This window comes from Streptomyces sp. McG3, assembly GCF_018619185.1.
Taxonomy (GTDB): domain Bacteria; phylum Actinomycetota; class Actinomycetes; order Streptomycetales; family Streptomycetaceae; genus Streptomyces.
On the sequence record NZ_JAAXYC010000545.1, the window covers coordinates 1 to 1945 of the forward strand.

Here is a 1945-nt window from a genome sequence, read left to right on the forward strand (position 1 = left end):
CTGCTGGCCCGCCCCCTGAGCGAGGACGCCCCCCGAAAGCCGTGACCGAACCCGCGGGGCGGGGCGCACCGTGCACGGTGCGCCCCGCCCCTCTGTGCGCGCACGCCCGTCTGCGAGCTCGCCCTTCCGTTCATGCCCACTCATCGCCCGATTGTGTTTACATTCCCGCACCTCGAACGTAACCTGAGCGCGAAACCACAGACTCGGGCATGAAACGGAAACGAAACCACATGTACGCACCGGAGCGTCAGCAGGAGATCCTCCGCCTCGCCCAGGAGAGCGGGCGGGTCGACGTGCTGTCCCTCGCCGAGGAGTTCCAGGTGACGGCCGAGACCGTCCGGCGCGATCTCAAGGCCCTGGACCGGGCGGGGCTGCTGCGCCGGGTACACGGTGGCGCGATCCCTGTCGGGCGGCTCGGCTTCGAGCCCGACCTCGCCGAACGCGACGCCGTCGCCGCCGACGAGAAGGACCGCATCGCCCAGGCCGCCCTCGCCGAACTGCCTGGCGACGGCAATGTGATCGTGGACGCCGGGACGACGACCGCGCGGCTCGCCGCCGCCGTACCGGTCGACGCGGCGCTGACCGTGGTGACGCATGCCCTGCCGGTGGCCGCCCGTCTCGCCGACCACCCCGGCATCGCGCTGCATCTGGTGGGCGGCCGGGTCCGGCACCGCACCCGCGCGGCGGTCGACGCCTGGGCGCTGGGTTCGTACGCCGAGATCAACGCCGATGTGGTCTTCCTCGCCACCAACGGCTTCTCCCCCGACAGCGGCCTGACCACGCCCGACCTCGCCGAGGCCGCGGTGAAGCGGGCCGTGATCAAGGCGGCCCGCCGGGTCGTCCTGCTCGCCGACTCCGGCAAGTTCGGGCAGGAGCACTTCGCCCGCTTCGGCGATCTCACCGATGTGGACCTGCTGATCACCGACACGGGCCTCAGCCCCGACGACGCCCGCTCCATCGAGAGCCGGGGCACGGAAGTAGTACGCGCATGATCCTCACCGTCACCCCCAACCCCAGCCTGGACCGCACCTACGAGCTGCCGGGGCTGACCCGCGGCAGGGTGCTGCGTGCCACGGCGGACCGCGTCGATCCGGGCGGCAAGGGGGTGAACGTCTCCCGCGCGGTCGCGGCGGCCGGACACCGCACCGTGGCCGTCGCCCCGATGGGCGGCGCGGAGGGCGCCCTGCTCGCCCGGCTGCTCGCCGACCTGGGCATCGAGGCCGTCGGCGTGCCGATCGCCGGCAACACCCGGATCAACGTCACGCTCGTCGAACCCGACGGCACCCTCACCAAGGTCAACGCGGCGGGCCCCGAGCTGAGTGCGGCCGAGGCGGAGGACGTCCTGGAAGCGGTACGGGTCCACTCGGCCGCCGCCGACTGGGTCGCCTGCTGCGGGAGCCTGCCGCGCGGACTGCCGCCGCAGTGGTACGCGGAGCTGGTCGAGCGGAGTCACCGGGCCGGTGCGCGGATCGCGCTGGACACCTCCGGAGCAGCGCTGACCGCCGCGCTGGTCCGGGGGCCCGACGTGATCAAGCCCAATGCCCAGGAGCTCGCCGAGGCCGTGGGCCGGCCGCTCGCCACGGTGGGCGACGCGCTGAAGGCCGCCGAGGAGCTGCGGGAGCGCGGCGCCAGGTCGGTGCTGGCGAGTCTGGGCGCCGACGGGCAGTTGCTGGTCGAGGCGTCGGGCGCGTACTTCGCCACCGCGCCGGTCGCCGCCGTGCGCAGCAATGTCGGCGCCGGGGACGCCTCCCTGGCCGGCTTCCTGGCAGCGGGCGGGCAGGGCCCGGTAGCTCTCACCTCGGCCGTCGCCCACGGTGCCGCGGCCGTGCAGCTCGCCGGAAGCCTCATGCCCACCCCGGCCGACCTCGATCTGCCGTCGGTCGTGACGACCTCCGACGTGCCGCTGGACCGCGCGCTGACGGAGCCCGCCCCATGACCCCCGTAC

Annotated in this window: 2 protein-coding genes; both read left to right on the forward strand. The window is 73.9% G+C overall.

What is annotated here, in order from left to right; genetic code table 11:
* Positions 1–230: 230 nt before the first annotated feature.
* Positions 231–992, forward strand: a complete 762-nt coding sequence (locus HET64_RS38295; protein WP_215111829.1) for a DeoR/GlpR family DNA-binding transcription regulator — start codon at positions 231–233, stop codon at positions 990–992.
* On the forward strand, positions 989–1936 hold the full coding sequence (pfkB, locus tag HET64_RS38300; RefSeq protein ID WP_215111828.1) for a 1-phosphofructokinase: 948 nt from the start codon (positions 989–991) through the stop codon (positions 1934–1936). Before HET64_RS38295 ends, pfkB begins: the two co-directional genes overlap by 4 nt.
* Positions 1937–1945: the final 9 nt, after the last annotated feature.

Coding starts and splice junctions, on each gene's coding strand:
- pfkB (WP_215111828.1), top strand. CDS start 989: ATGATCCTCACCGTCACCCCCAACCCCAGCCTGGACCGCACCTACGAG.
- HET64_RS38295 (WP_215111829.1), top strand. CDS start 231: ATGTACGCACCGGAGCGTCAGCAGGAGATCCTCCGCCTCGCCCAGGAG.